The sequence below is a fragment of the Bradyrhizobium sp. UFLA06-24 genome (genome assembly GCF_054967145.1).
Window position 1 is genome coordinate 1 of sequence record NZ_JADFUE010000201.1, and the last position, 857, is coordinate 857.

Here is an 857-nt window from a genome sequence, read left to right on the forward strand (position 1 = left end):
CGCGACCCGTTGATGAGGCCTCGATCCGCGATCTCCATCAGGGCCAGCGACCATGGCATCGGTCGCACCAACAGGCCGGATACATGAACGCACCCGACCGGTATCTAAAGTGCTGCTGAAATCCCTTGCATCCGCGGGGCCGTCTATACATGAAGCTCTCGATAAAGGCATTCTGCATGGGCTTGCCCGGCGCGATGTAGTGCCATGCAACACGGCTCTGATCGGCCCATGTCAGGATGGCGTTGCTGGTGAACTCGCTGCCGTTGTCGCTGACCACCATCTTCGGCTTGCCGCGTTCCATCAGCAGCCGGTCCAGCTCCCGCGCCACACGGGTGCCGGAGAGCGAGGTGTCGGCTACCAGCGCCAGGCACTCGCGGGTGCAATCATCGACCACGGTGAGGATACGGAAGCGGCGGCCATCGGTGAGCTGATCCGACACGAAGTCGAGCGACCAGCGGTCGTTCGGCGCCATCGGCACCATCATCGGCGCCCGGGTCCCGATCGCCCGCTTGCGGCCGCCGCGGCGGCGCACCGCAAGCCTCTCTTCCCGGTAGAGCCGGAACAGCTTCTTGTGGTTGATCAGATAGCCTTCCCGCTTGAGCAGAACATGGAGGCGCCGATAGCCGAAGCGGCGGCGCTCCTGGGCGATCGCCTTCATGCGCTGGCGAACGCCGGCTTCGTCCGCCCGGGTCGTCCGGTATCTCATGGTCATGCGGCAGCAGCCGATGGCTTTACACGCCCGCCGTTCACTCATCCCGTGGGCAGCCACGAGATGCGCGACAGCCTTCCGCTTGGCCGCGGGCGTCACCACTTCTTTCCCAAGAGGTCCTTCAACGCCGCATTGTCCAGCATGGAGT

Annotated in this window: 1 pseudogene; it reads right to left on the reverse strand. The window is 64.5% G+C overall.

The annotated features are described in order from the left end of the window. Positions 1–151: 151 nt before the first annotated feature. Positions 152–857, reverse strand: a pseudogene (locus IF809_RS38635) (IS3 family transposase); the annotation flags it as partial.